Source organism: Falsiroseomonas selenitidurans (assembly GCF_012103215.1).
Classification (GTDB): domain Bacteria; phylum Pseudomonadota; class Alphaproteobacteria; order Acetobacterales; family Acetobacteraceae; genus Falsiroseomonas; species Falsiroseomonas selenitidurans.
In genome coordinates, this window is the sequence record NZ_JAAVNE010000064.1 from 1 (window position 1) to 26,207 (window position 26,207).

Annotated in this window: 24 protein-coding genes and 1 tRNA gene; 8 read left to right on the top strand and 17 right to left on the bottom strand. The window is 72.8% G+C overall.

The features are described 5' to 3' along the window. The coding region (locus HEQ75_RS24650; protein ID WP_168034789.1) for an invasion associated locus B family protein at positions 1–506 on the top strand (506 nt) is incomplete at its 5' end. Between the two features lie 43 nt (positions 507–549). On the opposite strand, the gene HEQ75_RS24655 is transcribed toward HEQ75_RS24650, so the two are convergent. The 6 genes from HEQ75_RS24655 to HEQ75_RS24680 all read right to left on the bottom strand — a co-directional run bounded on the left by HEQ75_RS24655 (position 550) and on the right by HEQ75_RS24680 (position 4,828). Beyond that, positions 550–1,359, bottom strand: a complete 810-nt coding sequence (locus HEQ75_RS24655; protein ID WP_168034790.1) for an aspartate dehydrogenase — start codon at positions 1,357–1,359, stop codon at positions 550–552. Between the two features lie 168 nt (positions 1,360–1,527). Further along, positions 1,528–2,136, bottom strand: a complete 609-nt coding sequence (locus HEQ75_RS24660; protein WP_209318765.1) for a zinc metallopeptidase — start codon at positions 2,134–2,136, stop codon at positions 1,528–1,530. Positions 2,137–2,237: 101 nt separating this feature from the next. Further along, complete coding sequence (locus HEQ75_RS24665; RefSeq protein WP_168034791.1) at positions 2,238–3,023, bottom strand: SDR family NAD(P)-dependent oxidoreductase; 786 nt, start codon at positions 3,021–3,023, stop codon at positions 2,238–2,240. Positions 3,024–3,067: 44 nt separating this feature from the next. Next, positions 3,068–3,140, bottom strand: a tRNA-His gene (locus HEQ75_RS24670). 89 nt (positions 3,141–3,229) lie between these two features. Then, entirely contained in the window at positions 3,230–3,634 is a 405-nt protein-coding gene (locus HEQ75_RS24675; protein ID WP_168034792.1) for a cytidine deaminase, read from the bottom strand. After that, complete coding sequence (locus HEQ75_RS24680) at positions 3,635–4,828, bottom strand: aminotransferase (RefSeq protein WP_168034793.1); 1,194 nt, start codon at positions 4,826–4,828, stop codon at positions 3,635–3,637. It lies immediately after the preceding gene. A gap of 357 nt (positions 4,829–5,185) precedes the next feature. Between HEQ75_RS24680 and HEQ75_RS24685 the strand changes: the two genes are divergently transcribed. The 3 genes from HEQ75_RS24685 (at position 5,186) to HEQ75_RS24695 (ending at position 9,709) form a co-directional block, all read left to right on the top strand. Continuing rightward, positions 5,186–5,524 carry a P-II family nitrogen regulator gene (locus tag HEQ75_RS24685; protein ID WP_168034794.1) on the top strand — a complete coding sequence of 113 codons (339 nt, stop codon included), beginning with the start codon at positions 5,186–5,188 and terminating at the stop codon, positions 5,522–5,524. Positions 5,525–5,711: 187 nt separating this feature from the next. Beyond that, positions 5,712–7,151: a type I glutamate--ammonia ligase gene (gene glnA, locus HEQ75_RS24690; RefSeq protein ID WP_168034795.1), complete on the top strand. Its 1,440-nt coding sequence runs from the start codon at positions 5,712–5,714 to the stop codon at positions 7,149–7,151. 164 nt (positions 7,152–7,315) lie between these two features. Continuing rightward, entirely contained in the window at positions 7,316–9,709 is a 2,394-nt protein-coding gene (locus HEQ75_RS24695) for a PAS domain-containing hybrid sensor histidine kinase/response regulator (protein WP_168034796.1), read from the top strand. An 82-nt stretch (positions 9,710–9,791) separates the two neighbouring features. Here the strand turns inward: HEQ75_RS24695 and HEQ75_RS24700 are convergent, their stop codons facing one another. The 6 genes from HEQ75_RS24700 to HEQ75_RS24725 all read right to left on the bottom strand — a co-directional run bounded on the left by HEQ75_RS24700 (position 9,792) and on the right by HEQ75_RS24725 (position 17,065). Further along, a complete protein-coding gene (locus HEQ75_RS24700; protein WP_168034797.1) occupies positions 9,792–10,103 on the bottom strand; it encodes a putative quinol monooxygenase in 312 nt (103 codons plus the stop codon). A 52-nt stretch (positions 10,104–10,155) separates the two neighbouring features. Then, complete coding sequence (locus HEQ75_RS24705; RefSeq protein WP_268887810.1) at positions 10,156–13,395, bottom strand: CheR family methyltransferase; 3,240 nt, start codon at positions 13,393–13,395, stop codon at positions 10,156–10,158. 249 nt (positions 13,396–13,644) lie between these two features. Continuing rightward, positions 13,645–14,400, bottom strand: a complete 756-nt coding sequence (locus HEQ75_RS24710) for an SDR family NAD(P)-dependent oxidoreductase (RefSeq protein WP_168034799.1) — start codon at positions 14,398–14,400, stop codon at positions 13,645–13,647. Between the two features lie 62 nt (positions 14,401–14,462). After that, on the bottom strand, positions 14,463–15,710 hold the full coding sequence (locus tag HEQ75_RS24715; protein WP_168034800.1) for a sensor histidine kinase: 1,248 nt from the start codon (positions 15,708–15,710) through the stop codon (positions 14,463–14,465). A gap of 145 nt (positions 15,711–15,855) precedes the next feature. Continuing rightward, entirely contained in the window at positions 15,856–16,431 is a 576-nt protein-coding gene (locus HEQ75_RS24720) for a histidine phosphatase family protein (protein ID WP_168034801.1), read from the bottom strand. 10 nt (positions 16,432–16,441) lie between these two features. Further along, positions 16,442–17,065 carry a glutathione S-transferase family protein gene (locus tag HEQ75_RS24725; protein WP_168034802.1) on the bottom strand — a complete coding sequence of 208 codons (624 nt, stop codon included), beginning with the start codon at positions 17,063–17,065 and terminating at the stop codon, positions 16,442–16,444. A gap of 114 nt (positions 17,066–17,179) precedes the next feature. Between HEQ75_RS24725 and HEQ75_RS24730 the strand changes: the two genes are divergently transcribed. Genes HEQ75_RS24730 through HEQ75_RS24740 form a run of 3 tightly spaced genes read left to right on the top strand, consistent with a single transcriptional unit; the run spans position 17,180 to position 20,535 of the window. Continuing rightward, positions 17,180–18,172 carry a Bug family tripartite tricarboxylate transporter substrate binding protein gene (locus HEQ75_RS24730; protein ID WP_168034803.1) on the top strand — a complete coding sequence of 331 codons (993 nt, stop codon included), beginning with the start codon at positions 17,180–17,182 and terminating at the stop codon, positions 18,170–18,172. A 10-nt stretch (positions 18,173–18,182) separates the two neighbouring features. Continuing rightward, positions 18,183–19,076 carry a fumarylacetoacetate hydrolase family protein gene (locus HEQ75_RS24735; RefSeq protein ID WP_168034804.1) on the top strand — a complete coding sequence of 298 codons (894 nt, stop codon included), beginning with the start codon at positions 18,183–18,185 and terminating at the stop codon, positions 19,074–19,076. A 25-nt stretch (positions 19,077–19,101) separates the two neighbouring features. Next, positions 19,102–20,535, top strand: a complete 1,434-nt coding sequence (locus HEQ75_RS24740; protein WP_168034805.1) for an amidohydrolase family protein — start codon at positions 19,102–19,104, stop codon at positions 20,533–20,535. On the opposite strand, the gene HEQ75_RS24745 is transcribed toward HEQ75_RS24740, so the two are convergent. Further along, positions 20,526–20,993 carry a MarR family winged helix-turn-helix transcriptional regulator gene (locus HEQ75_RS24745; RefSeq protein ID WP_168034806.1) on the bottom strand — a complete coding sequence of 156 codons (468 nt, stop codon included), beginning with the start codon at positions 20,991–20,993 and terminating at the stop codon, positions 20,526–20,528. The two genes, HEQ75_RS24740 and HEQ75_RS24745, sit on opposite strands and share 10 nt — an antisense overlap. 39 nt (positions 20,994–21,032) lie before the next feature. Continuing rightward, positions 21,033–22,169, bottom strand: a complete 1,137-nt coding sequence (locus HEQ75_RS24750) for an Acg family FMN-binding oxidoreductase (RefSeq protein WP_168034807.1) — start codon at positions 22,167–22,169, stop codon at positions 21,033–21,035. 120 nt (positions 22,170–22,289) lie between these two features. Between HEQ75_RS24750 and HEQ75_RS24755 the strand changes: the two genes are divergently transcribed. Next, entirely contained in the window at positions 22,290–23,108 is an 819-nt protein-coding gene (locus HEQ75_RS24755) for a TSUP family transporter (RefSeq protein WP_168034808.1), read from the top strand. Between the two features lie 66 nt (positions 23,109–23,174). On the opposite strand, the gene HEQ75_RS24760 is transcribed toward HEQ75_RS24755, so the two are convergent. The 3 genes from HEQ75_RS24760 to HEQ75_RS24770 all read right to left on the bottom strand — a co-directional run. Next, positions 23,175–24,164 (bottom strand): Bug family tripartite tricarboxylate transporter substrate binding protein, encoded by a 990-nt coding sequence (locus HEQ75_RS24760; protein WP_168034809.1) that lies wholly within the window; start codon positions 24,162–24,164, stop codon positions 23,175–23,177. Continuing rightward, positions 24,161–25,771: a hydantoinase B/oxoprolinase family protein gene (locus HEQ75_RS24765; protein WP_168034810.1), complete on the bottom strand. Its 1,611-nt coding sequence runs from the start codon at positions 25,769–25,771 to the stop codon at positions 24,161–24,163. The genes HEQ75_RS24760 and HEQ75_RS24765 overlap by 4 nt, the downstream gene beginning before the upstream one ends. Next, the coding region (locus tag HEQ75_RS24770) for a hypothetical protein (protein ID WP_209318766.1) at positions 25,768–26,207 on the bottom strand (440 nt) is incomplete at its 5' end. The genes HEQ75_RS24770 and HEQ75_RS24765, both read right to left, overlap by 4 nt.

Genomic DNA, 26,207 nt, shown 5'->3' on the forward strand with positions numbered 1-26,207 from the left:
CCGCCGCCTTGCCGGCGGCGGCACAGCCCGTGCCGCCCCCGCCGCCCCAGGCACCCGCCCAACCCGGCGCCGCCGGCCCGGGCTGGCGCATGGCCTGCGCCGAGCCGCGCGAGGCAGCGCCCCGCGACTGCCAGGTGGCGACCCGCATCCTGGCCCGTGCCGATGGCCCGCCGCTGGCCGGCGTGGTGCTGACGCGGCAGCGCGAATCGCGCTCCCTCACCCTGCTGTTCCAGATCCCCCATGGCGCCTTCCTGCCGGCCGGCCTCGGCTGGCAGGTGGATGAGGCGGCGGCGCAGCGCCTGCCCTTCCAGGCCAGCGACGCCGCCGGGCTTTATGTCGCGGTGGCGGTCACCGACGCGGTGCTGGCGACGCTGCGCGCCGGCACCACGCTGAAGCTGAGCTTCGTGGTGGCGGCGCGGCGCGAGGCGCTGGCCCTGCCCATCCCGCTGGCGGGCTTCGACGCGGCGGTGGCGGCGATGCTGTCGGCGGAACGCGCCCCGGGCTGAGGCCGGGCCGGCGCCTGGTGCAGGGCCGGGCGCGGCCCCTGCCTCAGCTGCCCACCTTCAGCGTGCTGGTCAGGCCGCGCAGGCAGGCCAGGATGGACAGCGGGGTGATCTTGCCGGTGCGCGGGTTCTCCTCGCTCGGCACGTTCTCGATGGTCATGGTCAGCCGGGCGCTGGCGGCTTCCACGCGGATGGTGTGGGTGTTGCGGGTCACGGTGGTGTCCGCCCAGATCCGCACCGTGGTGCGTTCCGGCCCGATGCCGGCCAGGGCCAGGGCGGCGGCCACGTTCACATTGGCCGGGAAGCCCTGGGCGGCGTCGAAGGCATTGCCCTCGAAGATCAGGGTCGGCTCGGTGATCGCCGCCACGTCGATGCCGTGCTGGTCGAGATAGGGCGCGCCCAGGAGGCCGCGCGGCGGCTTGCGCGTCTCGATGGCGACGGAGGCCACCGCGCCTTCCGCCGCGGCCCGCACGGCGTCCAGCCCCAGCAGCGCGCCGGTCGGCACGACGATTCGCGCCCCGGTCTCCCGCGCCCGTGCCACCAGATGCATCCGCGGCAGCAGCGCGCCGACGGAGGAGGGGACGAAGATGCGCCCGGCCTCGATGGCGGCAACGGCCACCTGTTCGAACACCGCGGCGGGAGCGGCTTCCACCACCACATCGGCCTGGGCCAGCTCGGCCAGCCCGACCAGCGCCGGGGGGTTGCGGAAGCCGGCCAGGTTGGCCTGCGCCTTGGCCTGGTCGCGCGCCGCGACGGCCACCAGGCGCAAGCCCTCCACCCCCGCATCCAGCGCACGGGCCAGGTGGAGGCCGATGGCGCCGAGGCCGGCGATTGCGACGGTGAGTTCACGAGCCATGTGCGGCACCCCCTTGGATCAGGCCGCGGGCGAGAGCCGCTTCACCCAAAGCGAAGACGGCGAAACGGCTCCAGCCTATTGTTTCAACGCATTTTCCGAGTCGCCTTGCGAAGCCGCAAGGCCTGAAAGTCTCTAGCATGACAATCCGGCGCTTCCCACCCCCGCGCCTCAGCGGCGGAACCATCGGGCGATGTCGAGCAGGGTGAGCAGCGCCGCGGCGACATAGGTCAGCGCCGCCGCGCGCAGCACGCGCCGCGCCTGCGGCAGGTCCGCCGGTGCCAGGTAGCCGCCGCGCTGCAGCACCGGCAGCGCCTTGCCGAAGCTGGCGTCGAATTCCACCGGCAGGGTCACCGCATGCACCGCCACCCGCCCGGCCAGCAGCGCCACCGCCAGGCCGATGACCAGCAGCGGCGGCACCGGGGCGCGGAAGGCCAGCAGCAGCAGCGGCGCCGCGATCATCAGGATCTGCGCGCCGCGCTGCAGCGGCAGCAGCAGGCGGACCAGCGCCTGGCGGCGGCGGAAGCCGGCCTCCCCCCAGGCATGCTGCACCGCATGCGCCACTTCATGCGCCGCGACGGCCACGGCGGCGACGGAGCGGCCATCATGGCGTTCCGGTGCCAGGCGCACGGCGCGGGCTTCCGGGTCGTAATGGTCGCCCTGGGCGGAGGGCTCCACCCGCACCGCCTGCAGCCCGGCCTCGTCCAGCAGGTGCCGCGCCAGGTCTGCGCCGGTGCCCGGCAGGTCGGGGCGCGGCGGCCCCGGCCGCCGCCAGCACATGGCGGACCCAGAGTGTCGGCCCGAAGACGGCGGCCAGCAGCAGCAGCCCGCCGAGGATCGCCAGGATCGCCATGCCCTTCGCCGGTCAGGCCGGAACGGGCTCAGACCACCGGGCTGCGCCCGCCATCGACATTGATGGCGGTGCCGGTGACGTAGCCGCCCTGGTCGGAGGCCAGCAGCGTCGCCACGGCGGCGAATTCCTCGGCGCGGCCGATGCGGCCCAGCGGCACGCCCTTGCCCTGTTCCGCCTTCCAATCCTCCCACGTCAGGCCGCGCTTGTCGGCGGCATGGCGGCGCACCCATTGGTCGCTCTCGATGATGCCGACCAGCATGGCATTCACCAGGATGCCGTGCGGCGCGCCCTCGCCGGCCAGGACCTTGGTCAGCGCCATGCCCGCGGCGCGGGAGACGGCGGTGGGCGCGCCCTGCGCCGGCGGCGCCTTGGCGCCGATGTTCAGCACGTTGATGATGCGGCCCCAGCCGCGCTCCTGCATGCCCGGCCAGACGGCGCGGGTCAGGCGGATGGCGGCGAACAGCTTCAGGTCCAGGTCGGCCTGCCACAGCGCATCGTCCACCTGCATGAAGGGGCCGCGCTGGCTGGTGCCGGCATTGTTCACCAGGATGTCGATCGGGCCGAGTGCCGCGACGGCTTCCGCGGCGGCGCGGACGCAGCCTTCCGCGGTGCCGACATCCGCCGCGATGGCGGCGACCCGGGCGCCCTGGAACTTCCCGGTGATGTGCGCCCGGGCGGCGGCCAGCGCCTCCGCGCCGCGGGCGACCAGGGCCACGGCGGCGCCGGATTCCACGTAGCTTTCGGCGATGGCGAGGCCAAGGCCCTTCGACCCCCCGGTGATCAGCGCGGTGCGGCCATCAAGACGGATCTGCATGGTGTTTCATCCCTGGTGGGTGTGCCCCCGATCGGGGGGAGATGGGCGATCGACGGGGCTCGAACCCGCGACATCCAAGACCACAACCTGGCGCTCTACCAGCTGAGCTACGACCGCCACACGCCACCAGCCGGGGATTTCCCCCGGGCGGGGGGTGATAAGGCGAGGGGGGCGGTCGCGTCAACGGGTCGCATCACCGGGTCGCGTCAATCGGTGCGAAGCTGGTCGGGGCCGAAGCTGTCGGGCAGGAGATCGGCGAGGCGGGCCTGGCGCGGCGTGCCATCGGCAGCGCGCATCAACACCAGCAGCCCGCCATCCGGGCTGAACTCGGCCAGCACCTGGCGGCAGATGCCGCAGGGGCTGAGCGCCACGCCGGCGGGGCCGGCGACCGCGATGGCGGTGAAGCGCCGCTGCCCGGCCGCCACCGCCGCCCCCAGCGCCACGCGCTCGGCGCAGAGCGTGGCGCCGTAGCTGGCATTCTCCACATTGCAGCCGGGCTGCACCGTGCCGTCCGCGCACAGCAGCGCGGCGCCGACGGCGAAGCGGGAATAGGGCGCATGGGCATGGGCCCGCGCCGCCTCCGCCGCCGCCATCAGCGCCACATGTTGCATTCAGCCGGCGGCCGCGGCGCGGGTGGCGCCGCGGGTGGCGATCCAGGCCTCCATCCGCGCCAGCGCCGCGTCCAGCACCGCATCGCCCTTGCAGAAGGCGAATCGGGCGTAGTGGCTGGGCGCATCCTGGCTGGCGTAGAAGGCGGTGACGGGGATGGCGGTGACCTTGGCTTCCACCGTCAGGGCGCGGCAGAAGGCCACATCGTCGCCGTTGAAGCCCAAAGGCCGGAAATCCGTGGTGATGAAGTAGCTGCCCTGGGTCGGCAGCACCCCGAAGCCCAGGCGCGAAAGCCCCGCCGCCAGCCGGTCCCGCTTCGCCTGCAGGGTGGCGGACAGGCCCTCGAAATAGGCATCGTCCTTGGCCAGGCCCACGGCGATGCCGCGCTGCAGATTGGGCGCGGTGGTGAAGGTCAGGTTCTGGTGCGCCTTGGCGACGTTGCCGGCGAGCGTCCGGTCGCAGGTGACGTAGCCGATCTTCCAGCCGGTCAGGCTGAAGGTCTTGCCGGCGGAGCCCACGCGCATGCAGCGCTCCCGCATCCCCGGCAGGGTCATCAGCGGCACATGCTTCCAGCCGTCGAAGGTCAGGTGCTCATACACCTCGTCGCAGATCGCATAGCAGTCGTGGCGCGCGACCAGGTCGGCGATGAAGGCCAGCTCGGCATGGGTAAAGACCTTGCCCGTCGGGTTCATCGGCGTGTTGAGCAGGATGGCCTTGGTCTTCGGCCCGAAGGCCGCGGCGAGTTCAGCCCGGGGAAGTTCCCATTTCGGCGGGGTCAGGCGGACCAGGCGCGGGATCGCGCCCAGCAGCTTCACCACCGGCAGGTAGGTGTCGTAGAGCGGCTCGATCAGCACGCATTCATCGCCGGGGTTCAGCACCGCCATCAGGCAGGCGGTGATCGCCTCCGTCGCGCCGGAGGTGACGATGACCTCGGCATTCGGGTCCACCTCCAGCCCGTAGAAGCGGCGGTTGGCGCTGGCGACGGCCTGGCGGAGGTCCGGGTGGCCGGACATCGGCGGGTACTGGTTGCGGCCATCCTTCAGCGCCGCGGCGGCGGCCTCGATCACATCCTCCGGCCCGTCATAATCCGGGAAGCCCTGGCCGAGGTTGATCGCGCCATGGTCCGTGGCGAGCGCCGACATCACCGTGAAGATGGTGGTGCCGGTGGCGGAGAGCAGATCGTTCTGGGGTTTCACGGAGGCTCTTTCGCGGGTCTAGGCGGGGTGGTGTCGGAGGCACGAGGCAGCGGGCTGCCGCGGCGGGGCGGCGATGATGGTGGGCGGCGGGCCGCGGCGCAACGGCTGCGGATGCCTGCCTTTCAATTGGGCAGATTGCCTGCTATTAGGACGTTTCGGTTCATGGCACCGTCAGAATCCATGGAGCGCGCCGTTGCCCGGATGGCACGCGCCATGCAACACGGGCAGCGGCGGTGCGACCGGCAGCAGCCGATGGCCGGGCCGCCCCGTTGGCGCAGGGCCATCCTTCGCGGCGGTACCGGGAGGAAATCAGCGCTTGCCTCGGCTTCCGGGCCGGCATGCGGAGCGACGGAGCCGATGAAGAAGATCGAGGCGATCATCAAGCCCTTCAAACTCGATGAGGTGAAGGACGCGTTGCACGAGATCGGCCTGCAGGGGCTGACCGTGGTGGAGGCCAAGGGCTTCGGGCGGCAGAAGGGCCACACGGAGTTGTACCGAGGCGCCGAATACGTCGTGGACTTCCTGCCGAAGGTGAAGATCGAGGTGGTCTGCCCGGATGATCTGGCGGAACGCGCGATCGAGGCGATCACGGCTGCGGCCCGCACGGGGCGCATCGGCGATGGCAAGATCTTCGTCAGCGACGTGCTGGAGGTGATCCGCATCCGCACCGGCGAACGGGGCGAGGACGCGGTTTAGATTGTCGCCAGGCGCCGCCATCGGGCGGGGCGGGCGAAACGGGCCGGACCGGCGATCGCCGGGGAAGGCTGGCCGGATGGCGTGGGCGCCCCCTGGTGGGCGAAGCGCCATCCGGACGCGCGGCGGGGACCGGTCCCCGTGGCGTGGCAATGGGACCGGGGATCATCAGGGGACAGGACCGCACACGATGGCGAAGAAGCCGGCAGCCGGGGGCAGCAACGCCGCCGTCTCCAAGGTCATGGAAATGATCAAGGAGCACAGCGTCGAATACGTCGATTTCCGTTTCACCGACCCGCGCGGCAAGTGGCAGCACACCGCGCAGCACGTCTCCACCATCGATGAGGACGTGTTCGCCGACGGCATCATGTTCGACGGCTCCTCCATCGCCGGCTGGAAGGCGATCAACGAGTCCGACATGATCCTGATGCCGGACCCGGCCACGGCCGTGATGGATCCCTTCGCGGCCAAGCCGCAGATGATCCTGTTCTGCGACATCGTGGAACCGTCGACGGGCCAGATGTACTCCCGCGACCCGCGCAGCACGGCGAAGCGGGCCGAGGCCTATCTGAAGTCCACCGGCATCGGCGACACGGCGTTCTTTGGCCCGGAGGCCGAGTTCTTCGTGTTCGACAGCGTGAAGTTCGGCACCGGCGGCAACTACGGCATCTACCAGCTCGACAGCATCGAGGGCCCGGGCGCCAGCCTGAAGGACTACCCGGAGGGCAACATGGGCCACCGCCCGGTGGTCAAGGGCGGCTATTTCCCGGTGCCGCCGGTGGACAGCGAGGGCGACCTGCGCGCCGAGATGCTGTCGACGATGGGCGAGATGGGCCTGGCGATCGAGAAGCACCACCACGAGGTGGCGCAGTCCCAGCATGAGCTGGGCACCAAGTTCGGCCCGCTGGTGCAGCAGGCCGACCATATGCAGATCTACAAGTACTGCGTGCACAACGTGGCGCACAGCTACGGCAAGACCGCGACCTTCATGCCGAAGCCGATCTACGGCGACAACGGCAGCGGCATGCATGTGCACCAGTCGATCTGGAAGGCCGGCAAGCCGGTGTTCGCGGGCAACGGCTATGCCGACCTGTCCGAGATGGCGCTGTACTACATCGGCGGCATCATCAAGCACGCCAAGGCGCTGAACGCCTTCACCAACCCCACCACCAACTCCTACAAGCGCCTGATCCCGGGCTTCGAGGCCCCCGTGCTGCTGGCCTATTCGGCCCGCAATCGCTCCGCCTCCTGCCGCATCCCCTATGCGACGAACCCGAAGGCCAAGCGCGTCGAGGTCCGCTTCCCGGATCCGGGTGCTAACCCCTACCTCGCCTTCTCCGCCATGCTCATGGCCGGCCTCGATGGCATCAAGAACAAGATCCATCCGGGCGATGCCATGGACAAGGACCTCTACGACCTGCCGCCGGAGGAGCTGAAGGGCATCCCGACGGTGTGCGGTTCGCTGCGCGAGGCGCTGGGTGCACTGGCCGCCGACCACGAGTTCCTGCTGGCCGGCGACGTGTTCACCAAGGACCAGATCGAGAGCTACATCGAGCTGAAGTGGGGCGAGGTGTACAAGTTCGAGCACACGCCGCACCCGGTCGAGTTCGAGATGTACTACTCGGTCTGACGCCGACGTGACCCGATGGCCCCGCCGCTTCGCCGGCGGGGCCGCAGGCCCGCGCCCGCCCCTGCCGATGGGGCCGCGATGCCTGCCCTGCTGGCCCCGACTGCCGATCCGGGATTCTCCGCCCGCCGGTGTGAACGCCGCCATTCTGGCGTATGGTCAGCGCAATGCGAATCCCATCGACCCCTGAATTCCGGGAGCAGGACGTCGCCCCGGCGGCCGCACCGCTGGCCCTGGTCACGCCGAAACTGGACGCGGTGCTGGAGCGTATCGCCCGGCTCGCCCGGCACGGGCTCGGCGTGGCCGGGGCCGGCTGCGTGCTCGGCGAGGCGGCACCGCCGCCAGCCGGCGCCGGCTTCGCGCAGGACGTGCCGCTGACCGGCCGCGGCAGCGACCTTCTGGGGACCTTCTGGCTGCGCGATGACCGCCCACGCGCCGCCCTGTCGCCCAGGGAACAGGCCATGCTGGCCGATCTGGCCGCCATGGCGGTGGATGCGGTGCAGCGCCAGCAGAACCTCGAATGGCTGGAACTGTGCAAGCGCCTGCTGTGGGAGGCTGCGGAGGCGCCGGGCTTCGCCGCGGCGGTGGAGCGCGCGATGGCGGTGCTGCGCGACGCCACGGACTGCATGCTGTGCCTGTTCTTCCGCCTGGCACCGGACCGGGTGAACATGCATCTGGTGGCCGGGCAGGCGCGGACGCCGGAGCTGACCACGGCCTATCTGGAGCATCTGCGCCGCACCGTGGTGCGGGTGGACAATTCCCTGGTCGGGCAGGTGGCGCTGGCCGGCGAGCAGGTGGTGATGCCGGAGATCACCGCGGAGGTGCGCCAGCGCTACCCGGCCATCAGCCTGTCCGTCCACCAGCAGGTGGGCGCCAACATCGTCACGCCGATCTCGCTCGGATCGGAACGCTATGCCTTCGGGGTCAGCTTCGCCCCCGGCACGCCGCATCTGCCGGCGCTGGCGGAGATGATGGCCTGCGTCGCCGGCGCGCTGCGCCCGATGCTGCGCCGCCTGCTGGACGCCGAGGCCGTGACGCTGAACGAGCAGCGCTTCCGCCTGGTGGCGCAGGCGACGGCGGAGACGGTGTGGGACTGGGATCTGCACGCGCAGCGCGTGTGGTGGAGCGACGGGATGCTGGCGCAGTTCGGCCATCACCCGCCCGACCCGACGCCGCCCGGCTGGTGGGAATCGCTGCTGGCGCCGGAGGATGCGCCCCGCGTGCTGCAAGGGCGCCGCGCCGTGCTGCAGGCGGGCAGCGCCTGGCAGGAGGAATACCGGATGCGCCGGGCGGATGGCGGCCTGGCGCTGGTGCTGGACCGCGGCCATGTCATCCGCGACGGGGAGGGCGTGCCGCAGCGCATGGTGGGCAGCCTGGTGGACGTGACCCAGCAGCGGGCGATGGAGGACCAGATCCGCCAGTCGCAGCGGCTCGACGCGCTGGGCCGCCTGACCGGCGGCGTGGCGCATGATTTCAACAACCTGCTCGCGGTCATCATCGGCAATGCCGAGCTGCTGGCCGATGATCTGCCGAACCGGCCGGATCTGCTGGGCCCGCTGGAGGTGATCCTGGCCGCGGCCGAACGCGGCGCGGCGCTGACCGGGCGGCTGCTGACCTTCGCGCGGCTGCACCCGCTGGCGCCGCAGGTGCTGGATGTGAACCAGCTGCTGGCGGGGGTGGAGCCGCTGCTGCGCCGGCTGATCGGCGCCGCCGTCACCGTGCGCTTCATCGCCCAGGGCGGCCATGCGCACGCCCTGGTGGATGGCCCGCAGCTGGAGAACGCCGTGCTCAACCTGTGCATCAACGCGCGGGACGCGATGCCGGAGGGCGGCGAGCTGTGCATCGAGACTGCGCTGCTGCACCACCCGGCGGAGCCGGAGCCCGGCTCGGGGCCGGACATCCCGCCGGGGGATTACGTCGTCATCGCGGTGCGCGACACCGGCATGGGGATGAGCCGCGCCGTGGCGGCGCGCGCCTTCGAGCCCTTCTTCACCACCAAGGAATTCGGCCGCGGCAGTGGGCTCGGCCTCAGCATGGTGTTCGGCTTCGTCAGCCAGTCGAAGGGCCATGTGCGGCTGGAGACGGAGCCGGGCCGTGGCACCTGCGTGACGCTGTACCTGCCGCACGCGGTGCAGGCGCCGGAGGTGGCGGCGGCCGACGCGGCGGAGGCGGCGATGCCCTGCGGCCAGGGGGTGATCCTGCTGGTGGAGGACGATCCGGCGCTGCGCCGGACCACGGCGGCCCAGCTCGGCCGACTCGGCTACGAGGTGCGGATCGCGCCGGACGGGGAAGCGGCGCTGACCCGGCTGCAGGCAGGGCCGCCGCCGGACCTGCTGATCACCGACCTCATCATGCCCGGCACGCTGAACGGCCACCAGCTTGCGCGGCAGGCCCGGGCCCTGTGGCCCGGGCTGCGGGTGCTGTTCTCCTCCGGCTACCATGAGCTGGCGATGGTGGAGGCGGACGACCTGGCGCGCGGGTTCCAGCTGCTGCAGAAACCCTACCGGCTGGCGGAGCTGGCGCAGGCGGTGCGGCTGCTGATGGAGGCGCCGCGGGGCTGAACCGGATCCCGTCCCTGCTGCCCGGCTGCCGCGCGCTTCCCGGCCGGGGTTGGGGAGCGCCGGCCGCCGCCGGAAAGCGCCTTCAGCCCGCCGGGCTCAGCACATGGATCACCCGGCTGGCGACCATGTCCTTCACTGCCGCGCCATAGGCCTTCATGTGCGGCGCCGCGCCGTGGGCGGCCAGCGTCGCGGCGCTCGACCACTTTTCCACCACCACGAAGCTGTCCGGCCCGATGGCGGTCTGGATCGCGCCGATGCCTTCCGCATCGATCGCCGGGCCGTATTCGAGGCAGCCCTCCTCGGCCAGCACGGCGGGGATGTTGGCGCGCATCGCGGCCAGCACGGCATCGCGCATCCCGGGCCTGGTGGTGATGAAGGCGAGCACATGGATCATGGTGGCGTTTCCCTCGATTGCCGCGCCAGCAAGGCAGCCCCGCCGGCGCCCGTCAATCGGCCGGCGGCGCGGCCGGCACCCGCATCCAGTCGGCCCGTGCCGTGCCGAGCGGCACATGCAGCGTCACCACCCGGCCGAGATCCGTGGCGGTGGTGTTCATCGTGCCGCCGAGATCGTATTTCAGCAGCCGGCCGATGAGTTCGGTGCCGAAGCCGCGCCGCGCCGGCACCACGGCCTGCGGCGGTCCGCCCTGCTCCGCCCAGCGGAGCACCAGCACCTGCGCCAGGGCCGGTCCCTCGATGGACCAGGCCACGTCGATGCGCCCGACGGCGTTCGAGAGCGCCCCGTGCTTGGTGGCGTTGGTCGCCAGCTCGTGCAGCACCATCCCCAGCGCCAGCGCCGCCTTCGAGGTCAGCAGCACCGCCGGGCCCACCAGCCCGGCGCGGCGCGGATGGTCCAGATAGGGCTCGATCTCCTTCTCGATCAGCGTCTTCAGGTCGACGGCGGTCCAGCCCTTCTGCGCCAGCAGCTCATGCGCCCGTCCCAGCGCCTTGAGGCGGCCGGTGAAGGCCTCGGCGAAGTCGGGCAACGAGATGGCGCGCCGCAGCGTGCTGGCAGCGACCGCATTCACCACCTGGAGCATGTTGCGCACCCGGTGGTTCAGCTCGTGCACCATGGTGCCGAGCACCTCCCCCTCCACCACCTTGGTGATGTCGAAGAAGGTCAGCACCAGCCCGTCGATCGTGCCATCCGTGGTGCGGTAGGGCAGCATCCGCATCAGGTAGTGCACCGTGCCGTCGCGGGCGGTGACGCGGCGCTCCACCGGCTCCCGGCTCTCCAGGGCCTGGCGCGTCTCCCGCCGCATGCTGACGCCGTCGAGACGGCTGGTGAAATCCATGATCGGCCGGCCGCGGTCGGCGGCAACGAGGTTGAAGATGGTGGTGACGGCCGGGGTGAAGCTGCGGATCAGCAGGTGCCGGTCCAGGAACAGCGTCGCGATCTGCGTGCTGTCGAACAGGTTGCGCAGGTCGGCATTCGCGCGGTCGAGTTCCTCGACCTTGGCCAGCAGCTCGAAATTCGTCGCCCGCAATTCCTCGTTGACCGACTGCAGCTCCTCCTTCGAGGTCTCGAGCTCCTCGTTGGTCGACTGCAGCTCCTCGTTGACCGAGACCATCTCCTCGTTGGCGGAGGTCAGCTCCTCGGTCGCCGCCTCGTATTCCTCCGTGATCGCCAGCAGCTTCTCGCGCGTGTCGCGCAGCTCGCCGGCCAGCTCCGTGGCGCCGCTGTCGTCGTCCTCCGCCACCAGCCCGGCGCCGATGTCCTGTCCCGGCTGGGGCGGCCCGATGTCGGAGAACAGCGCGACGTAGAGCGGCTCCGCCCCCTTGCTCCCGGCCAGCGGCTCCACCGAGAGGGCGATCACCTGGCGCCGGTCGTCCACGCCGATTTCGAGACGCGGCCGCACCGCCCGCGCGCCGGTCTCGGCGGCCTCCCGCAGGGCGCTGCGCAGGGCGACGCGAAGGCCCATCCGGGCCATGGCGAAGACCTGTCGGCTCGGCGCTCCGGTGGCGGGCTCCAGGTACTTGCCGAGATGGGCGGACTGGAACACCACGTCGCCGTCCCGCGTCAGGACCACATGCGGCGGCACCACCGTCTCGACGATCGCCGCTTCCAGCGTCTGGCGAAGACCGGGACGGGTGGCGGGAAGGTCCTGCGCCCGTGCCTGGCGCGCCGGCCAGGTGGCCGCCAGGCCGAGCACGGCCGGCGACACCCGGACGGGCAGCGCGGCCTCCTCCCGCCGCCGGTAGATGCGGTGGACCTTGTCCTCCGGCACATACATCTCCGCGTGGCGCGACAGCGTCTCGGAGATGCCGAGGAACAGGAAGCCGCCCGGCCGCAGCGCATAGTGGAACAGCGACATGGCCCGGTCCTGCAGCGCCGACCCGAGGTAGATCAGCAGGTTCCGGCAGCACACCATGTCGATGCGGGAAAACGGCGGGTCGGCGATCAGGCTGTGCGGCGAAAAGACGCAGATGTCGCGCAGTTCCTTCGCCACGTCGTGGCTTGCCGCGCCCTGGACGAAGAAGCGGGCAAGCCGCTCGGCGCTGACATTGCCCAGCAGCGGCGCCGGGTAGTGGCCGCGCCGCGCGATGGTCAGCGCCGCCTCGTCGATATCGGTGGCGAAGATCTGCACCCGCGCGCCCCCCGGATGCGCCCGCATCCATTCCCGCAGCAGGATCGCGATGGAATAGGCTTCCTCGCCCGTCGCGCAGCCCGGCACCCAGATGCGGATGGTCTCCGTCGGGCCACGGTCCTGGAACAGCGCCGGGATCACCCGCTCGGCCAGCGCCTCGAAGGCCTGGGGGTCGCGGAAGAAGCCGGTCACGCCGATCAGCAGGTCCTCGAACAGGTGGCGCGCCTCCTGCGCATCGGACCGCAGCACCGCCAGATAGGCGGGGATGTCCGGCAGGCGCAGCACCTGGATGCGGCGCTGGACGCGGCGGAAGAAGGTCTTGTCCTTGTAGCCGGAGAAATCGTGGCCGACGCTCTCGCGCAGGATGCCGGCGATCTCTGCCTGCAGCGCGCCGATGGTGGCCTCCGCCACCGCCGCCCCTGGCGGCGACTCGGGATCGGCACGGCCGAGCGAGGCCGCGAAATCCGCCAGCCGTGCCGGCATCTCCTCCACCGGGGTCGTCACCAGCACACCGCCGCCGGCGATGGCGCTGTCCGGCATTTCCGGATGGCCCTTCGGCTCCTGCACGGCGCCCTGGGCCATGGTGAAGCCGCCGGCCTCGCGGATGGCCTTCAGCCCCAGCGTCCCGTCATTGCCGCTGCCGGACAGCACCACGCCGCCGGCATGGTCCTGCTGGTCCGCGGCGAGGGAGACAAGGAAGACGTCGATGGGATGCCGTTCCCGCGGCAGGTCCGCGGCCTGGTCCCGCAGCACCAGCCGCCCCCCCTCGATGGTGATGATCGCGTTGCGCGGCAGCACATGCACATGCCCCGGCTGCACCGCATGGCCATGGCCGGCCGGGTGGACCGGCATGGTGGTGCACTCGGCCAGGATCGAGGGCAACGCGCTTTCATGCGTCGGCCCCAGATGCGTCACCACCACGAAGGCGATCGGCGGCGGCGGGTCGGGCATGGCCCGGAAAAGCGCCTGCAACGCCTGGACACCTCCGGCGGAGGCGCCGATCCCAACGATCGGGAAGCGTCGTGGCGCGGGGGCCAGGGGAAGATCCTCATGTGGGGGGGCGGGCAGGGCAGGAACGGATCGGCGGCGCGAGGCCGGCATGCGGCGCCAACCGAGTCTACATGATAACGCTCACAGGGACGAGAACTGCCGCCATGGGCCGGACGCGGGCAACAACAGCGTGACCGCCCGGCGCCGTGGGGCGGGCCGTGGGCCGGGCGGAACTTCGGCGGCGCCTGCCAGATCCCGCCGATGGGAAGCTGCGCCCGCCCAGGGCGGCCGAAGGGCCGCCGCGCCGGGTGGCGCGCAGCCGAGCCGGCGGTGGAAGGTCACGACCACCGGGATCCGCGATCAGACCAGCCCGCCATTCACGTGCAGCACCTGGCCGGTGATGTAGCCGGCGCCGGGCGAGGCCAGGAAGGCCACCGCCGCCGCCACCTCCGCCGGCGTGCCCAGCCGGCCGAGCGGGATGCGCGCGCGCACCGCATCCCATTGTGCCGGCGTCATCGCCGAATGGCCGCTGGCATCCTTCTGCGTGAAGCCGGGCGCGACCGCGTTCACCGTCGTGCCGCTGCCGGCGGCTTCCACCGCCAGCGCCCGCACCAGCGCCTCCACCCCCGCCTTGGCCGCCGCCGTGGCGGGAAACAGCGTGGCGTCGGTGCGGAAGACATGCGCGACGAAGGAGGAGATCGCCACCAGCCGCGGCGCCCGGCCCTGCGCCAGCACCGGCAGCGCCGCGCGCGCCAGGCGCAGGAAGGCCCACAGCACCGTGTCCAGGGACTGCGCGAAGGCCGCATCGCTCAAGGCTGCCACCGGCGTGCGGTCGGCGAAGCCGGCATTGGCCACCACGCCGTCCAGCCCGCCGAAGCGCGCCACCGCCTGGTCCACCAGCGCCGCGGGCAGCGCCGGGTCGGCAATGTCGCCCAGCGCCACCTCGGCCAGCCCGCCGGCCGCGCACACCGCCGCCGCCGTCCGCGCCGCGCCCTCCGCATTCCGGCGCGTGTGCACCAGGATGGCGGTGCCGGGCCCGGCCAGCGCCCGGCAGCAGGCGGCACCGATGCCGCTGGCGGCGCCGGTGACGAGGATGGTGCGGGGGCGGGTGGTCATGCGCGGGCTCCGGACGAGGCGCCGGCATGGTGCCGGCGGTGGGCGGGGCGCGACAGCCCCTGCTACTGCCTGACGCCGGGCGGGGCCGCGTCCGGACCCGAGCCCGGCAGGCCCTCATCCGGGCCCGAGCCCGGCAGGCCCTTTTCGGCTCCGGCGCCCGGCGGGGCCGGCAGCCGGGCGATGAAGCGGAAGCCGCCGCCCGGCAGCCATTCCGGCGTCAGCCCGCCGCCGCGCAGCAGCGTGGCCAGGATGCGCATGCCAAGGCCGCCGCCGCGCCGCTTCTCGAAGTCCCGCGCCGGGCCATCGCCGCCATCCGTCACCGTCATGGTCCCGGCGCCGTCCGGCTGCACGTCCAGCGCCACCACCACGGGCCCGCGGCCATATTTGAAGGCGTTGGTCACCAGCTCCGTCGCCACCAGCCCCAGATTCGTCACCCGGTCGCCGTCCCAGACCGCCATCTCGCTGCGCGCCGAGACGTGCAGTTCCAGCGGCCGGTCGCCATCCTGCATGCCGATCGAGCTGCGCAGATCCTCCATCAGGCCGCGCAGATAGGTGCCGACCGCCACCTGGCCGATGGCGGGGCCGGAGAACAGGCGCTCATGCACCGCGCCGATGGTCATGATGCGCCGCGCCGCCTGTTCGAGTTGCCGCCGGGCCTCCGGGTCCTCCACCTCCCGCAATTGCAAGCGCAGCAGGGTCTGGGCGATCTGCAGGCTGTTCTTCACCCGGTGATGCGCCTCGCGGGTCAGCAGGTCGCGGTCGCGGCGGTCGCGGTCGCGGTCGATGGCCAGGCCCACGACATTGGCCAGGGCCTGCAGGAAATCGACATCGCTTTCGGAAAAGGCTTCCGCCGCGTCGCGGCTGTCCACCTCCAGCACGCCGAAGGGCGGCGCACCGGCCTCGCCGCGGATCAGCACGTTCACCGCGCGGCGCACGCCGTGGTCCCGCATGAGCTGCGGCGTGCGGAACCGCCCTTCGCGGCCGAGATGGTTGGAGATCACCGGGGCGCCCGTCTGCAGCGCGTAGCCTGCGGGGGAGCCGAGGTCGGCGCCGAAGCGGATGATACCGACCACCTCGGACTGCCAACCCACCGCGGCCACGATCAACAGCGCCGATTCCCCGGGCAGGTGCTGCAGCACCTTCGCCAGATCGGTGCCCAGCCCCTCGGCCGCCACGCATGCGGCTTCCTGCAGCAGCGGGGCGAGTTCCGGCCCGCGCAGCGCTTCCCGCCCGAAGGCGGAGATCAGCTGCTGCTGGCGCAGCCGGCGGCGCAGTTCGCCGCCGCTCTCGGGCGGGGCCCGGTCCGACATCCCTGTATCCAGTTCCCTGGCGGTGCGATCCCGCCGCGGAACCCCATGCCCCGCGGCCCGCCAGCTGTCCTTCCCATGCGCGGCCGGCGCGGCGCAAGCCGCGCCGGCGCAACGGTTCCGCGCAGCCGGCCCGCCCGGCGGGCCGCTACGCCTCCGGCGCCAGCAGCGCCGGGGTGATGCGCCACGCCGTGTCGGCCGGCCCGGGTGGCTCCAGCAGCAGCGGCAGCGCGTTGGGCGTGCGCACATTCGCCTCCAGCCCCGCCGCCTGGCGCAGCGCCCGGAACAGCGCGCCATGCGCCACCACCAGCACCGGCCCCGGGCGCGCCAGCGCGCGGTTCACGCCGCGCACGGCCCGCTCGCGCAGAGCGGCGAAGCTCTCCGCGCCCTCCGGCGTATAGTCGCCGGCGATCCAGTCATCGTACCAGTCGCCCATCGGCAGGCCCTCCTGGCTGCCGAAATCGACCTCCGCCAGATCCTCGTCCAGCGCCACCTCCAGGCCGAGCGCGGCCGCCGTCACCTCCGCCGTCCGCCGTGCCCGCAGCAGCGGGGAGGCGACGATGCTGGCGATGCCGATGGGCAGGATGGTGCGGGCGGCACGCGCCGCCTGCGCCTCTCCCACCTGGTTCAGCGGGATGTCGGTGCGGCCCTGCGACAGGCCCTGGGCGTTCCAGTCGGTCTCGCCATGGCGCAGGAACCAGAAGGGGGTCGGGGTGAGGGTCATCGCCCGGGCCTCAGGCCGGCAGGCCTTCCTGCTGCAGCGCCCGCTGCACCGCCGGGCGCGCCAGCATCGCGTCCAGGTGCTTGGCGAGCTGCGGCGGCAGCGTCATGCCGGAGCGACGGGTCGCCCAGTATTCCACGAAGAACAGCGCCGCATCGGCCACGGAATAGCCGGAGGCCAGGACGTAGGTGCCGCCGGTCCAGTTCTTCTCCAGCGTCTCGAAGTACTTGGCGGCCAGGGTCTTGCCCTGCTCCACCACCTTGGGCTGGTCCGCCTCGGTGGGGGTGAAGTTGGCGGCGCGGAACTGCCGGGTGAAGCCCTGCGGGTGGATGGTGCCGCAGACATAGTCCAGCATCTCCAGGCAGCGGGTCTCCGCCTCGAAATCCGTGGGCATCAGCCCGGCCTCGGGGTTGGACTTGCCGAGCCACCAGGCGATCACCGGGAATTCGGTCAGCACCCGCCCATCGCCGCGGTCCAGCGCCGGGACCTTCGATTTCGGGTTCACCGCCACGAAGTCCGGCTTGTGCTGCGCGCCTTCCTTCAGCGCCACCAGCGAGAGGTCGTAGGGCTTGCCGATCTCCTCCAGGATGATGTGGATGCCGAGGGAGCAGGCGCCGGGCGAGTAATACAGCTTCATGGACGGGGTCTCCGCGGGACGGCGGGAGACTACGCATAGCCGGCCGGGGCGTCACCCCCTTGGCCTTGCCACGGTTGCATGTGAAATTGGCCCGCATTGGGGGAGAATTGCACAATGACCACCCGCCGATCGCTGCTCACCGGTCTCGCGGCCGGGCTGGGCGCCGCCCCGCTGCTGGCCACGCCGGGCCTGGTCCGCGCCCAGGGCGGCTACCCGTCCCGCACCGTGACCATCGTGGTGCCCTTCCCGCCCGGCGGCGGCACGGATGTGCTGGCCCGCATCCTGGCGCAGCATTTCCAGGAACAGTGGCGGCAGAGCGTGGTGGTGGAGAATCGCGGCGGCGGTGCCGGGCGCATCGGGCTGCAGGCGGTGCAGCGCGCGCAGCCGGACGGCTACACGCTGATGGTCACCTCCACCGGCGGCATCATGGGCCTGGCTGGCGCCGGCGACGGCACGCCCTTCGCGGTGCAGGACCACCTGACGCCGATCAGCCTGATCGCCGCGCCGGCCTATGTCATCGCCATGCATCCGGGCCTCGGCGCGAAGAATGTGGCGGAGCTGATCGCGCTGGCGAAGCAGCGGCCGGGCGAATTCACCTTCGGCAGCAGCGGTACCGGCGCGGCCAGCCACCTGGCGGCGGAGCTGTTCGCCGCCATGGCCGGGATCGAGATGCTGCACGTGCCCTATCGCGGCACCGGCCCGGCGCTGACGGACCTGATCGCCGGGCGCATCCACCTGATGTTCGCCCCGCCGCAGACGGTGGCCGCCTCGGTGGCCGCGGGCCAGGTGGTGAACCTTGCCCTGACCTCGGAACGGCCGAGCGCCCTGCTGCCCGGCATCCCGCCCGCCAGCACCACCGGCCTTCCGGGCTATGCGGCGGTGGGCTGGTTCGGCCTGTTCGGCCCGCGTGGCATGCCGGCGGCGGTGGCCGCCAAGGTCTCCGCCGATGCCGCCGCCGGGCTTTCGCTGGCCGCCACGAAGGACCGCCTGGCGACGCTGGGCGCGGAGCCGGAGCCGATGACGCCGGCCGCCTTCACCAGCTATATCGACGCGGACATCGCCAAGTGGCAGCGCGTCGTCCGCGACCGCAACATCACCCTGCAATAGGCGTCCCCGCATGATCCGACTGGCAACCTTCCTCGCGGCGGGCGATCTGCGCCCGCGGCTCGGCGCGGTGGAAGGCGATGCGCTGCGCGACCTTTCGGCGACCCATGGCCCGGACTGGGACATTGGCCGCGCCCTGCTGCTGCCGGTGGCGGAGCTGGCGGCGATGATCGCCGCGGCCACGCAAACGCGCCCGCTGTCGGCCTGCCACGTCCTGCCGCCCATCCCGCGGCCCGGGAAGATCTTCTGCGTCGGCAAGAACAGCAAGGTCCACCGGGCGGAGCTGGTGGCGCAGGGCATGCTGAAGGAGGACCCGCAGGAGCCGACCGGGTTCGTCAAGCTGGCGGAGACGCTGGTCGGCCAGGGCGCGCGGGTGGTGCGCCCCGAGGGCATCACCACCTTCGACTACGAGCCGGAACTGGCCTTCGTGGTGACGAAGCGCGCCTTCCACGTTTCGCGCGAGAATGCGCGCGCCCATGTCGGCGGCATCACCGTCCTCAATGACCTGACAGCGCGCGAGATCCAGAAGCAGGAGGTGATCTCCGGCACCAAGTTCTGGGTCTCGAAGAACATGCCCGGCTTCTGCCCGGTCGGCCCCTATGTGGTGCCGCTGGCCGAGGTGGCGGACCCCTACGATCTGTGGCTGACCTGCGACGTGAACGGCGAACGCCGGCTGCGCGTCAACACCAATGAATACATCCACCGGATCGAGGGCATCCTGGCGCATTTCACCCGCTTCATGCCCTTCGAGGTCGGTGACATCATTGCCACCGGGGCGCCGCGCGGCACGGCCATCGGCCACCCCAACGCGGCCGAGCTGTACCTGAAGCCGGGCGATGTCTGCGTCGCCGGGCTGGAGGGGCTGATGCAACTGACCACCCATGTGGTGGCGCCGGGCGAGGCCTGATCTCGCCCGCAAGGGAGGATGGCGGATGGCGACGAAGCGGCTGATCGTGAACGGGCTGGTCGTCACCATGGACGCCGCCCGCCGGGTGATCGAGGGCGGCGCGGTGCTGGTGGCGGGCGACCGCATCGCCGCCATTGGCGACACCGCCGCGCTGCGCGAAGCCCATCCCGGCACGGCGGAGATCGACGCAAGCGGCATGGCCGTGCTGCCCGGGCTGGTCGATGCCCACGCCCATGCCGGGCACACGCTGGTCAAGACGCTGGGCGGCGGCGATGGCGGGCGCTGGACCCAGGCGGTGGAAACCCTCTACCCGCGCGGCGCCACCCCGGATTTCTGGGCTGCCGATGGCGCGCTGGCGGCGCTGGAACGGCTGAAGGCGGGCGTCACCACCGGGCTTTCCATCTTCGGCGCCTATGGCTCCCGCACCGACGACCCGGCGCATGCGGAAGCCCATGCGGCGGCCTATCGCCGCGTCGGCGTGCGCAGCGTGCTCTGCCCCGGCGTCTCCCCGCCACCCTACCCGAACCGCTTCTTCGACTGGGACGGGGCGACGCATCGCGAACGCCAGGTGGCGCTGGAGGACCAGCTGGCGGTCTGCGCCACGCTGGTCGACCGGCTGCATGACGTGGACGGTGCCGCGGTGCGGATCATGCTGTGCGCGCCCGTGGGCTACCCCGGCCGGCACGGGCTGACGCCGGAGAATGCCGGGCTGTACCCGGAGGCCGCCAAGCAGGTGCGCGCCCTGTCGCGCGCCCGTGGCGTGGGCTTCACCCAGGATGGCCACAAGGGCGGCACGGTGCGCGACGCCATGGCGCAGGGGCTGCTGGGGCCGGATGCGCTGCTGTCGCATTGCATCGACCTGGACGAGGCCGAGATCCGCATGGTGGCGGAGACCGGCACGAAGATCGCGCACAACCCCTCGGCCAACATGTCCATCATCGGCCGCTGCCCGGCGATCGAGCTGATGGAGGCCGGCGCCACCGTCGCCATCTGCTCGGACGGCACGGCGCCGGATCGCAGCTTCGACATGTTCCGCCACATGACCCAGGCGATGCACTACCACCGCCGGCATTTCCGCGACGCCCGCGTGCTGCCGCCCGGCAAGGCGCTGGAGATGATCACCTGCGATGCGGCGAAGGCCCTGGGGATGGAGGCGGAGATCGGCAGCCTGGCGCCGGGCAAGCGCGCCGACATCACGCTGGTGGACCTGCGCAAGCCGCATCTCTGGCCCGGCGACATGCCGCTGTATCGCCTGGTGTGCTTCGCCGTCGCCGCCGACGTCGACACGGTGATGGTGGGTGGCCGCGTGCTGATGCAGGGCCGCCGCGTGCTGACGGTGGCGGAGGAGGCGGTGATGGAGGATGCGACGCGGGAGATCGGCCTGGCGCTGGCCCGCACCGGCCTCGAAGCCATGACCGCCACCCCGCCCGGCTTCTGGGGCGCCACCCGCTACGGCTGAAGGTCCGGATCGGCATCCCGCGCGCGGTCCAGCGCGCTGCGCAGGCGGCGCAGCGGCGCCAGCAGCGCCTCGATCTCCGGGGCGGAGAGACCATGCGGCACCGGGGCGATGGCGGACTCCATGGTGGCGACGGCGCGCGCCCGCATCGCCCGGCCGGCCTCGGTCAGGAAGACCAGCTTGCCGCGGCCATCCCGCGGGTCCGGCGCGCCGCGCACCAGGCCGCGCGCCTCCAGCTTCTGGATGGTGTTGGTCATCGCCGGGCGTTCCACCTGCACGGCGCGGGCGATGCGCGCCAGGCTGCGGCCATCGCCCAGCCGCACCAGATGGTTCAGCACCACGAAGTGGGACAGGCGCAGCCCTTCCGGCAGCGCCCGTTCCGCCCGGTTGCGGGCCAGATGCTCGATGATGCCGATCTCCGTCAGCAGGGCGAAGATCGGCGGGTCGGCAGGTTCGGTCACGCGGCCTGGTTCATCGGGTCTGGTCCATGAAGCCCCACCTCACGCGGCACGGATCCGGCTGGTGGCGGGCCAGCGCGGCGTCGGCGGCACGGGCGGGCCATAGCCCAGCCGGCCCAGCATCTGCACCACGCCACCCTCGCCGAGTTCCGCCTGTGCCTCGCGATAGGGACCCTCCATCTCGGGAAACTCCTGCAGGGCCTGGCTGACCGGGTGCAGCGACAGGCCTGCGGCGGTGGCCGCCAGATTGAGGCGCAGCCAGTCGCGCCCCGCCGCCAGCGCCTCCGCCCGGCTGTTGCCCGGCGTGGTGGTCCAGACATAGGCGGGCGTTGCCGCCAGCATCGGGCGGTAGCGCTGCACCATCATGTCGTAGCCCGGCCGGCCGGGCAACATCGCCTCCGGCGTGATCTGGCCGGCCGCGACGCCTTCCTCCAGCCCCGGGCCATACAGGCTGATGCCGTCCGGCTGCGCCGCCACCGCCGCGCGCCCCAGGCGCATCAGCGCCACGCTTTCCCCATGCGCCGCCGGCGTCGTCGCCTCCACCTGCCAGGCGCGCCAGGCCAGGTCGCGCAGCGCGGCAACGCGGCCGGGCGCCGTGGTGGCGGCGAAGCGCGTCGGCGGCGCGACGGCGGCGGCCAGGGCGGCGAGCGCCTCGGCCGGCACCGGGCGGGCCATGTCATAGGGCCGCTTGGCGGAACGCCGGGCCGCCGCCTGGGCGAACAGCGGGTCCGCAACCCCTCCGGGGGTCAACCGCAGCCGGACCACCGGCCTGCCATCCAGACGCGGCTGCGGCTCGCCTTCCGGGAAGGGCACCAACTCCATCCCCAGCCCCTCGGCGGCGGCCGCCATCCGGAACAACTCGGCGAAGGCGCCGAGGCCGATGGTGATCTGCCGGTCGAACGGGTCCGTCACCGGCAGGCGCCGGTCCAGGTCGCAGCGCAGCAGCACGGTGTCCGGCGCGGCGGTGGGCAGTTCCGCGATCCAGGGCTGCCGGTTGTGCGGGTTGGGCGCCAGCACCGCCCAGGCCAGGGCGCGGAGGCGCGGGTCCGGATACGCGCGGGCCAGCGGCGCCTCGGCCCAGGGCGCGGCGGGGTCGGCCTGCACCAGCTGGCCGCGGGCGCCCAGCGGCACCAGCAGCAGGCCGGCGGCGCGCAGGATCTGGCGGCGGGGTGGGGACATGGTCGAGCCTCCTCTAATGTTCGATGTCGAACTTTATTATTCGACATCGAACAATATGCAAGAAGAATCCGGTGCCGCTTCCTGGCCAGGCGCGGCGGATCGGGGCAGGCTGATGCGGCCATGTCCCTTTTCCTTGCCTACAGCCCGACGGGCGTCCTGGTTCTTCTCCTCGCCGGCGGGCTGATCGGCGCGATCGGCGGCCTGCTCGGCATCGGTGGCGGCATCATCGCCGTGCCGGTGCTGCTGGAGATCCTCGCCCGGCCGCAACTGGCCGCGGCCGATGCCACCGGGCTCGCCATCGGCACCGCACAGGCCGTGGTGGTGCTGGCGGCAGCCTCCGCCGCCTGGGCGCATGCCGGGGCCGGCACCATCGATCGCGGCATTCTGCGCGCCTGGCTGCCGGCGACGCTGCTGGGCGGGCTGCTCGGGCTGGCCCTGGCGCCCTTCGTGCCCACCACCGTGGCGCTGGCCGCCTTCGCGCTGCTGGCCCTGGCGCTGGCCGCGGCGGTGGTGGCGGGCAACCGGGTGCTGCTGGCGGCGGCACCGCCACGCGGGCGGCTGGGCTGGCTGGTGCCCGCGGCGATCGGCCTGGCCTCCACCCTGCTCGGCGTCGGCGCCGGCACGCTGAGCGGGCCGGTGCTGGGGCTGTTTGGCGTGCCGCTGCCGCGCGCGGTGGGGGCGGGCGCGGTGTTCAACCTGGTGGTGGCGGCGCCGGCGGTGCTGGGCTACGCGCTGGCCGGCTGGGGACGGCCCGGCCTGCCGGCCGACGCGCTCGGCCATGTCAGCCTGGTGGCGGCGGCGCTGCTGGCGGTGCCGGCGATGCTGGTGGCCCCGATGGCGGCGCGCTGGGCGACGCGGCTCAGCCAGTCCGTGCTGCGCGCCGCCTTCGCCGCCTGCCTGCTGGCCATCGCGCTGCGCCTGGCCTGGCGCATCCTGTAGGCGTCCGGCCGGCCGCGGGCGTCGCCCCGGCCGCAGCCGGCGACGCCCGGGACCGGCCGCGGCGCCTCAATCCAGCGAGATCCGCCCCTCGCGCACCACCACGGCCCATTTCGCCACCTCCGCCCGGATGAAGGCGTCGAATTCGGCCGGGGTGGTGGCTTCGACGGTGAAGCCCTGGGCGGCGAAGCTGTCCTTGATCTCGGGCGAGGCCATGGCGCGGGCGACCTCCGCATGCAGCTTCGCCAGCACCGGGGCCGGCGTGCCGGCAGGGGCGAACAGCCCCTGCCAGGAGGTGGCGGCGAAGCCCGGCAGCCCGGCCTCCGCCATCGTCGGCACCTGCGGCAGCAGGGCGTGGCGGGTGGGGGAGGTGACGGCGAGGGGGCGCAGCGCGCCGGCGCGCACCTGCGGCAGCGCCACCAGGAAATCCGCGAAGCTGGACTGCACCTGGCCACCGATCAGGTCGGTCAGCGCCTGCGCCGATCCACGATAGGGCACATGCGTCAGCTCCACCTTCGCCGCCTGGCCGAACATCACGCCGGTCAGGTGCATGGAGGTGCCATTGCCCGGCGTCGCATAGGTCAGCCCGCCATTCGCCGACTTCGCCGCGGCGATGAAGCCGGCCAGGTCCTGGATCGGCTGGTCCTTGTTCACCACCAGGATCAGCGGCGCGGAGACGACGCGGGAGACCGGGGCGAAGGAATTGGCCGGGTCGTAGGGCAGGTTGCGGAACAGGCTGCCGGCGATGGCATTGCTGCCGGTGACGCCCATCAGCAGCGTGTGGCCGTCCGGCGCCGATTTCGCCACCAGGTCGGCGCCCACCGTGCCGCCGGCGCCGGGGCGGTTTTCCACCACCACGGTCTGGCCCAGCGTCGCGGTCAGCTTCTCCGCCAGGCGCCTCGCCAGGCTGTCCGTGCTGCCGCCGGGGGGGAAGGGGACGACGATGCGAAGGGTGCGGCTGGGCCATGCCGGCCCCTGCGCCAGGGCCCGGGTCGCCAGGGCGGGCATGGCCAGCGCCATGCCAAGGCCGGCCGCCAGGCCGCGTCGGGTGAGGGTCATGTGCAGTCTCCCTGTTGTTGCGCGGGGCCCCAGCCGCCCCCGCCCGCGGTTTCGAGGATGAAGCGTTCCCCCGCTGCCCAGGCGATTCGCGCCTTCGACGGCAGGGGATGGGGTGTGCCGTCCAGCCGCACCAGCCGCGCCGCCGCCGGCGCGCCGGGGCAGCCGCCCTGCGCGCCGGGCGCGCCGGCCAGGTGCCGTTCGCCGCGATAGGAGATCTCCGCCGTGCCGGACAGCAGACGGTAGACCCGCCTGACGCCGTCGCCGCCCGGATGCAGCCCGGCGCCGCCGGAGCCGCGCCGCCGCTCGATCGCTTCCACCCGCACCGGCGCCACGCCTTCCAGCATCTCCGCCGGCAGGTTGCGGGCGTTGGAGACATCGGCCGAGATCCCCGGCAGGCCGGGCCCGTCCGGCCGCCCGCCGGCGCCGCCGGCGACGATCTCCGTGAAGATCCAGCGCCGCCCCATCGCATCCGTGCCACCGATGGACAGCACCACCGCCACACCCGCATTGGGCGCCCCGGCCGGGGCGGGGGAAAGCCGGGCGAGGGCCGCGAACAGCGCGTTGGTGGCGAGCTTCACCGTCGCCGTGCGGGCATTCACCGCGGCCGGCAAGCGCGGATTGACCACGCTGCCCTCCGGCAGGTGCAGGTCCAGCAGTTCCAGCAGGCCGTGATTGGCCGGTGCCTCCGGCGCGATGCGGCGCAGCAGGCAGAAGCAGGCGGCCAGCAGGCCGGACGGCGCGGCATTCACCGGCCCGGCGGTCTGCGGGGCGGAGCCGGTGAAATCCACCGCCAGCCGCGGCCCGGGCAGTCGGCGCAGGGTGACGCGCAGCTTCACCGGCCCGCTGCTGCGGCCATCGCCTTCCAGCGCATCCTCGGCGCTGGCGGCGCCTTCCGGCAGCCCGGCCAGGGCGGTGCTCAGCAGGCAGCGCGCCTCCGCCAGCAGGGCGGCGCAGCCCTCGGCGAAGGCCGCCTCGCCCAGGGCGGCGGCCAGCCCCGCCACCTCCCGCGCCGCCAGCGAAACGGCGGCCCATTGCGCGGCGAGGTCGCCGGTCAGCATGGCGGGGGTGCGGGTATTGGCGGCAAGGATGGCGGCGATGCCCGCATCCTCCACCCCCGCATGGCGCCATTTCACGGGCGGCAGGCGGAGACCTTCCTGGAACACGCTGTCCGCATCCGGCGGCACGGAGCCGGGGGCGATGCCGCCGACATCCTGGTGGTGCAGGATGGTGGCGGCAAAAGCCACGACACGGCGCTCGGCGAAGATCGGGCGCGCCACGATCAGGTCCGGCAGATGCGTGCCGCCGGACCAGGGATCGTTCAGCAGCAGCCCGTCGCCCTCCGCCAGGGTCTCGGGCGGGAAGGCGCGGGCCAGGGCGGCGATGGCCGGGATCATGCCGCCGAGCAGCAGCGGCAGCGACCGGGCCTGCGCCAGCACGCGGCCATCCGGCAGGAACAGCGCGGCGGCGCAGTCCATTCCCTCCCGCGCCACGGGGGACAGCGCGGTGGCCAGCAGGCTGTCCTGCATCCGGTCGGCGACGCCTTCCAGCGCCAGGCGCAGAATGTCCCGGGCGGCGGCCTCGGCCAGGCTTGCGGCACCGTTCCTCATGCCAGCGGCTCGAGCAGCATCGCCCCGTCCGCTCTCGGGGCGGCGCCCCAGCCCGGCGGGATGCGCAGGGTGGCGCCGGGGCCATCCAGCAGCGTCGTGCCATCCGCCAGGTGCCGCCGTGTGGTCCAGGCCGCTGGTGGCGGCGGCGGCGGTGGTGCCAGCGCGGCCTCCGCCAGGCTGCGCACCGCCAGGATGCGGCGCGCCCCGCCCGGGGCGTGGCCGCGCTGGGCGGCGTGCAGCGCATCGAAGCGCGCGGCGATCGCCGCCGCCGGCTCGCCGGGTTGCCAGGGCACCTCCAGCGGCTCCGCCTGGCCGGCATAGGCGATCGCCAGCGCGTGGCGCGGCGTGGCAAGGCAGCCCCAGGCGCCGAGGCTCTGCACCGGACCCTCCTCGGCCGCCAGCGCCGCCACCTGCTCCAGTTCCAGGTCGCAGGGGC